The sequence below is a fragment of the Streptomyces sp. W16 genome (assembly GCF_033194735.1).
Taxonomy (GTDB): domain Bacteria; phylum Actinomycetota; class Actinomycetes; order Streptomycetales; family Streptomycetaceae; genus Streptomyces.
Map to the genome: position 1 here is coordinate 1 of NZ_JAWOAI010000524.1, position 6,631 is coordinate 6,631.

At 69.7% G+C, this 6,631-nt stretch carries 5 protein-coding genes and 1 pseudogene; 4 read left to right on the forward strand and 2 right to left on the reverse strand.

The genetic code is table 11. The features are described 5' to 3' along the window. Together R6V09_RS42550 and R6V09_RS42555 are read left to right on the forward strand one after the other, a co-directional pair. Positions 1–897 (forward strand): tetratricopeptide repeat protein (locus R6V09_RS42550; RefSeq protein WP_317886844.1); only part of this gene is annotated, 897 nt, incomplete at its 5' end. Between the two features lie 461 nt (positions 898–1,358). Further along, a complete protein-coding gene (locus R6V09_RS42555; protein ID WP_317886845.1) occupies positions 1,359–2,342 on the forward strand; it encodes an AraC family transcriptional regulator in 984 nt (327 codons plus the stop codon). A 457-nt stretch (positions 2,343–2,799) separates the two neighbouring features. Here the strand turns inward: R6V09_RS42555 and R6V09_RS42560 are convergent, their stop codons facing one another. Both R6V09_RS42560 and R6V09_RS42565 read right to left on the reverse strand, forming a co-directional pair. Beyond that, positions 2,800–3,846 (reverse strand): SgcJ/EcaC family oxidoreductase, encoded by a 1,047-nt coding sequence (locus tag R6V09_RS42560; protein ID WP_317886846.1) that lies wholly within the window; start codon positions 3,844–3,846, stop codon positions 2,800–2,802. 52 nt (positions 3,847–3,898) lie between these two features. Further along, complete coding sequence (locus R6V09_RS42565) at positions 3,899–4,705, reverse strand: alpha/beta fold hydrolase (RefSeq protein ID WP_317886847.1); 807 nt, start codon at positions 4,703–4,705, stop codon at positions 3,899–3,901. A 286-nt stretch (positions 4,706–4,991) separates the two neighbouring features. On the opposite strand from R6V09_RS42565, the gene R6V09_RS42570 reads away from it, so the two are divergent. Continuing rightward, positions 4,992–5,939, forward strand: a complete 948-nt coding sequence (locus R6V09_RS42570; RefSeq protein WP_317886848.1) for a GlxA family transcriptional regulator — start codon at positions 4,992–4,994, stop codon at positions 5,937–5,939. Positions 5,940–5,976: 37 nt separating this feature from the next. Next, positions 5,977–6,631, forward strand: a pseudogene (locus tag R6V09_RS42575) (phosphorothioated DNA-binding restriction endonuclease); the annotation flags it as partial.

A 6,631-nucleotide genomic window follows, 5' to 3' on the forward strand; every position in this document is an offset into this window, starting at 1 on the left:
GGCCTGCGCATCTTCCGTGAGGTCGGGCATCGCTACTTCGAAGGATTCGGGATGGTCGGCCTCGGTCTGGCCTGCCGGGACCTGGGCCGACTGCGTGAGGCCGCCGATCACCTCGAACGTGCCGTCGACCTTGAGACGGACGTCAGCTCGTGGGACGCCGGCTCGGCCCTGCAGAACCTGGGCAGGGTGTACTGGGAACTCGGCCGTCTCACCGACGGACTCGACCTCCTCGGCCCGGAAGTGGCCTCCGACAAGCGGGCCGGTCACCGCAACGGCCACGCGATGATGCTCGACGCCATCGCGAAGATCAATGTCGAACTCGGCCGCCACGACGAAGGGCTGGAGCAGGCCGAGCAGGCCTTCGCCCTGGTCGAGGACACGAAACGACACTGGGTTCAGTCCGGCATCCTCACCACGGTCGCAGCAGCCCACCGACGGCTGGCACAGCCGCACCGGGCTGTTCAGGCCGGCGAGCAGGCTCTCGCCCTGGCCCGCGAGGCGCGATTCAGACGGGCCGAGGCGGACAGCCTCCTCTGCCTCTCCCTCACCTACCAGGAAGCAGGCCGGTACGACGAGGCCCGCGCCCACGCCGAACAGGCGCTGACCCTGGCCCGCGACCACTCGTTCCGCGTGGTGGAGGGCCAGGCCCTGACCGCACTGTGCGAGACCGCAGAGGCCGAGGAAACACCCGGCGCAGCGGTCGAACTTGGCCAAGAGGCCCTCTCCATACACCGCGAGACCGGCCACCGACTCGGCGAGGCCCGCACCCTCATGGCACTCGCCCGCGCCCACCGGAAGACCGACGGCGCTGCCCATGAACTGATGAGGCGACAGGCACGGGACATCTTCTCGGACATCGGCGTGCCCGCGAAGGAGTACGAGGATCTCGACCGGTGACTTTCCACAGCCGGCCCGTCACAATCGCCCATTTGCGCATGCAACAGTGGTCGCCCACGCTCTGCCGAGCTCTACGCCCGCTGCATCCGCCAAGGGCGCGAAGACGCCGCCGAGCCGCCTGAGCCGAAGCCGTACCCAATCCGTGCCCGTAAGAGCGGGCAACCACGGTCAAGCTGAGAGTGCGAGTTCGATTCTCGTCACCCGCTCCAGAATCTGCCCCCGGGTCAGCCGCCTGGGGGTTGTTTGTTGTCTGGGCCAGTTCGGGGGTGGCGTGCCCTCCGCGTGCCCTGACAACGGCTGACACGACGGGATCCCTCGCCCGAAGTCCTGTCGGCCCGAGGCGACGTCTCGTTCCGGCCAGATCTGCCGTGAGACGGAAAAACAGGGGCCCGGCAGCAGGCAACGGGTGGCGATAATGTGCACCGTTTCTCGTACGGTCCAACGGCGCAGGAGGTTGCGGTATGCACCACTCACCCAACCAGGGCCAGGATGTGCTGAAGTTCCGGACGACGGATGTGGACGAGGCTCGGCAGGTCCTCCAAGAACGCTTCTACGCCAACTTCATCGACGTGCCCGACGGCAGTGCCGAGTTCACGGCCCGGTACGACATCGCCGCGCTCGGTCCGCTCACGCTCGGACGACTCTCTTTCGGCGCGGAGGTGCGTATACGGTTCGGGGAACTCGGCTCCTACCACGTGGACATCCCCATGGGGGGCCATCTGGCCTGGCGTCAGGGAACGCACACCAAGGCGGTAGCGACCGCCGCGAACGCGGCCGTCTTCCAGCCGCACGGCGACACGGCCCTGGATCGAGTGAGCACCGACTGCTCCATGCTGGCCGTGAAGATCGACCCCAAGGCCCTCAACGGTCAACTCGAACGCCTTCTCGGCCGACCGCTGCGCACCCCCGTCGTCCTCACACCCGAACTGGACGTCGCGCACGGCGCGGGCCTGAGCTGGGTACGGATGATCCGCGCGGTGTTCGACCAGATACAGGACGGCGGGCTGCTCACCCGGCCGATGGTCGCCCGCCCGCTCCAGGAGGCCCTGCTGACCGGGCTCCTCCTCGCCACCGGCCACCGCTATCGCGACGAGCTCGACCGACCGGACTCCGCCCTGCGCCCGGGCCCCGTCAAGCGTGCTGTCGAGGCCATGCACAGCATGCCGCAACACCCGTTCACGGTAGGAGAGTTGGCCGTGCTCGCCGGAGTGAGCGTGCGGCGACTCCAAGAAGCCTTCCAGCAGTACGTCGGCATGACCCCGCTGGCCTACCTCACCGACGTCCGCCTCACCCGCGCCCACGACGAGCTGCGCCGCGGCACGCCGGGCGAGGTGAACGTGAGCGAGGTCGCCCATCGCTGGAGCTTCGACCACCTGGGCCGCTTCGCGTCCCGCTACCGAGCCCGCTTCGGCGAGTTGCCCTCGCAGACACTGCGTTCCGGGTGACCACGGCCCACACCATCGCCCCGCGTTGTGCGGACAACAGCCGCGCTCAGTGGATCGTGCGCGGCGGTTGCCACGCGCTAGATTCCTGGAGTTCGCGCGTCCGCTCGTGAGGTCCGCCGCGCGAACATCGGCCGGCCCGTCTCCACCCCTTCGGGCCGGTCACCGCCCGTCGGCGCCCCCCCAACAGCCGCGGGCGGGTCGGCAGCGCACATGTGGCCTGTACCCCGCCACGGTGTGCTGCCCAACACCGGTCAAGGTCCGGGCCGGGGTCGGCGCCGGCCCGGACCTTGACCGTACCGAAGGCACACCGCCGAGGAGAGCACGTACTCCCAGGTCAGAAGCCGTGGTGATCAGTTGTCGCGTGCCGGATTCGGGCCGGAACGTTGATCGTTCAGTGCGTCCGGCGGATCAGCCGACATGGCGGCCTGTACATCCGTGCCCGGGCAGCCCGACGCGGTCAGCTGAAGAACGGGTCGTCCACGGCGTGGACCCAGCCGCCGTCCGGCCGGCGTCGGAGGATCTCGGTGGTGGTGGAGACCACCGGCTCCGGTCCGACCCCGGTGAGGACGGCGTTGTTCGACACCAGGGCGACATCGTCGACCTGTCGGATCTCGCGCGGTTCGAGCTTGAGGCGGGCGCCGCTGTCGACCATCTGCCGCATGGCCTCGCGGATGGCGTCCGTGCCCACCAGGTGGGTTCCGGGAGTGGGGACGAAGTGGGCGTTCGGCTCGTACAGCGACACCAGGCCCTCGACGTCACCGGCCTCCAGGTACTCCATGAACAAGGTCCCCACCTGCTGAGGAGTCTCCGCACGGCGCCGGGCGGTGACACCGACCGGCTTGTCGCCCCAGCCGGCCGCGGCGATCAGGTCGTACCAGCCGGGCTGGGCGCCGTAGGGCAGGTGGTGTCGCAGCAGGTCGCCCGGGAAGGTCAGCGGGGACGCCTTGTGGGGCTTGGTCCTGGCCTGGGTGACGATGGCGTCGCTGAGCCCGTAGGCCAGGTCCTGGCGCGGCAGCAGGGCGTGCACCTCGTCGGCGAGGCCGGGCGGAAGGCTCTCGCGCCGGGCTCCGAGGATGTCGGTGGCGATGCCGGCCTGAGCCAGCGCCACCTCCGTGCCCTTCCGTGAGGCGATGCCGTCCGAGGTGTGCAGGGCGATGGCGTCCCAGGCGATGGCGATACGCCGTTCCTCGACACCGCGCTCGCGCAGGAATGCCGCGGCGAGGTCGGCGCCGTCGACTTCGAAACGCTGGTCGCCGTTGCCCTCCTCGCTCAGTCCGAGGTCGTGCAGGAGGCAGCTGACGTACAGCAGCTCGTCGTCGTAGTCGCTGCCGGCGTGCAGACCCTGGTTCTGGGCATGGGCGCGGGCGAAGACGTAGCTGCGGACGCTGTGGTGGTGAACGAAGGCGGGCGTGGCCTGTGCCGCGTAGGCGTAGGTGTCCTGGGCGAGAGTCGTGCCGGGGAGGTCGAGCTGCTCGGCGACGGACAGGTGTGCGTCGGTGGTCATGGTGGGTCTCCTGCATGGGGGGCGTTGGGGATGTGCGGCTGGAGTGGTGTGCCTACAGCTGGGCGACGAACGCGCCGATGTGCGCGGCCACTTGGTCGGGCACCTCAAGGGGGGAGAGGTGGCCGGTGTCCTTCAGGACGGTCAGCGTGGCGGTCGGGATCAGCGGCAGCAGGTGCTCGGCGAGCACGGTCGGCGGGTCGACCTTGTCGTCGCTGCCCGCGAGAACCAGCACCGGCACCCCGATGGCCGAGACGCCGGCCGACACGTCCTGGACCAGGCCCCCACGCGACCATGCGAGACGCGCCTGCTCGCCGCCGCGCAGACTGTCCTCGACCACCTGCCTGCGCAGCTCGGGAGTCAGCCCGCCGCGGGTCAGCATCAGGTCGATGCCCCGAAGCACCGTCTCCTCGTTGTCGTAGGCGTGGGAGACCGCCTCCTGCGTCTGCTCGGTCACCCCGATCGGCGCGGGTGGCGCGGGTGCCACGAGGACGACTCCGCTCAGACCGGCGGGCTTGCGCGCGGCCAGCAGCTGAGCCACCTTGCCGCCCATGGAGTGTCCGACGAGCACGTAGTGGGAGTATCCGAGCGCGTCGATGACCCGCTGCGCGTCGTCCGCGAGCTGCTCCAGGCCGTAGGGTCCCGGCACGCTCGTGGAGTCGCCCCAGCCACGCTGGTCGTAGGCCACGAAGCCCTGCCCGGGATCCAGCCGCCGCAGCACCGGGATCCAGGTGCGCCGCGAGCCTCCCCAGTAGTGCAGGAAGATCAGCGCCGGGCCGTCGCCCTCGCGGACGTGGGCGTACACCTGGCCGCCCTGTACGTCGAAGAAGCGGCCCACCACGTTCTGCTCCTGCGAAGTCATCGCCGGCTCCTCGTCCACGGCCGGGGCTCTGGGGCCGCTCCACCGGTGTGTGGAGTCGGCTGCCCCGCTCGTTCCTCGATCCTGCTCCGGAACCTCCCGTCCAGGACACGGCTCATCTGCCAGCATGCGCATTTTTCGGGCCAGAACAGTGTGGAGGAGACCTTGCTTTCCGGCCGCACAATCATCGGCTTGAGCAGGGGAGTTATCCCGGGAACCGCTCTGGGCCAGGACGTGACGGCTTCCTGCCCTTACCTGCGGCATTGGCGTCGGACGTAATATTGCGGCCATGAACAGGCACCGGGTCATGGTCCTGGCGGTCGACGGCGTGCTGCCCATGGATCTGGGGATCCCCACGCAGATCTTCAACGCCCGTCCGAACACCCCCTACGAGCTCACCGTGTGCGGCGACACCGAGGAGGCCGTGACCACGAGCGCCGGTTTCACTCTCGGGCTGACCGCGGGTCTTGAGGCGCTCGCCGAAGCGGACACGATCATCGTCCCGGGCTTCGAGGACTTCCGGCGCCCTCCGCGCCCACGGGTGAGGGCCGCTCTCAAGCTCGCCGGCCGCGCCGGGATACGCATCGCTTCCATCTGCACCGGCGCCTTCGCCGTCGCCTCGGCCGGACTGCTCGACGGCCGCACCGTCACCACTCACTGGGCCAGCGCGGACGACCTCGAAGAGCTCTACCCCCGGGTACGCGTCGACCGCAACGTCCTCTACATCGACAACGACACCATCCTGACCTCGGCGGGTGTCACGGCCGGCATCGACCTGTGTCTGCACCTGGTCCGCAAAGACCTTGGCGCAGCCGTCGCGAACGACATCGCCAGGGACATCGTCGCCGCCCCGCACCGCGACGGCGGCCAGGCCCAGTACATCGACAGGACCCTCCCCACCCCGCAGGCCACCACGCTCGCCGACACCCGCGAACGGGCCCTGCTCCACCTCGAAGAGGACCTCACCATCCCCCACCTCGCCGACCATGCCGGCGTCTCGCCGCGCACCCTGACCCGCCTGTGGCGCCAGGAAACCGGCGTCAGCCCCCACCAATGGCTCCTGACCGCCCGTATCAACCGCGCGCGAGAACTCCTGGAGACCACCGACCTCCAGGTGGAACAGATCGCCGTCCGGTGCGGCCTCGGCAGCGGCGCCAACATGCGCGCCCGATTCCGTGACGCCCTCGGCATCACGCCCACGTCCTACCGCCGCACCTTCCAACACCGGGCCGCCTGAGGCGAGTTCGCCGCCTTCGGCCGACCGCACTTGTTCGCAACGCCTGCTGACCGAGTACGGGCCGCCCAACAAGACGTCGCCCGCCTACCCTTTCCACCACCTGGTCAGCGACGGCGTATGGGAGGTGCGTACCGACCGTGGTCCCGGCAGCCCAGGCAGCGGCCTGCGGGACCTCCGGGCCACGGGTGCCACCGGACGGCTCGCGCCCGAACTCGGACATGCGCTACGGCGCGAACCCGAACTGCTGCACCGAATAGCGCGATCGCTCCTCGACCTGCACTTCCCTCCCTCGCTCCACAGCGAGCTGTGTGAAGCCGTCGGCCTGGACCTGGAGCCGACGGAAACCCACCAACTCCCCACCGCCCGAAGGCAACGGGACCGGCGGATGCGCGAACTGGTGCTGACCGCCTACGAATACCGGTGCGCCTTCTGCGGCTACGACGGCCGTATCGGCGCAGTGCCCGTCGGGCTGGAGGCCGCGCACGTGCGCTGGTGGGCCTTCGGCGGACCGGACGACGTCGACAACGGCCTGTGCCTGTGCTCCCTGCACCACAAGCTCTTCGACAAGGGAGTCCTCGGCGTCGACGACAGCCGTCGCATCCTGGTCTCGCAGCGCTTCGTCGGCCACAGCACCGCCGCACGCGAGCACGTCGTGGCACTCGCCGGACGCCCGGTCATCGGCCCGCAGCCGG

Bases quoted from the DNA above. Each gene is read 5' to 3' on its own strand.
- R6V09_RS42570 (WP_317886848.1), top strand. From the start codon at position 4,992: ATGAACAGGCACCGGGTCATGGTCCTGGCGGTCGACGGCGTGCTGCCC.
- R6V09_RS42555 (WP_317886845.1), top strand. From the start codon at position 1,359: ATGCACCACTCACCCAACCAGGGCCAGGATGTGCTGAAGTTCCGGACG.
- R6V09_RS42565 (WP_317886847.1), bottom strand. From the start codon at position 4,705: ATGACTTCGCAGGAGCAGAACGTGGTGGGCCGCTTCTTCGACGTACAG.
- R6V09_RS42560 (WP_317886846.1), bottom strand. From the start codon at position 3,846: ATGACCACCGACGCACACCTGTCCGTCGCCGAGCAGCTCGACCTCCCC.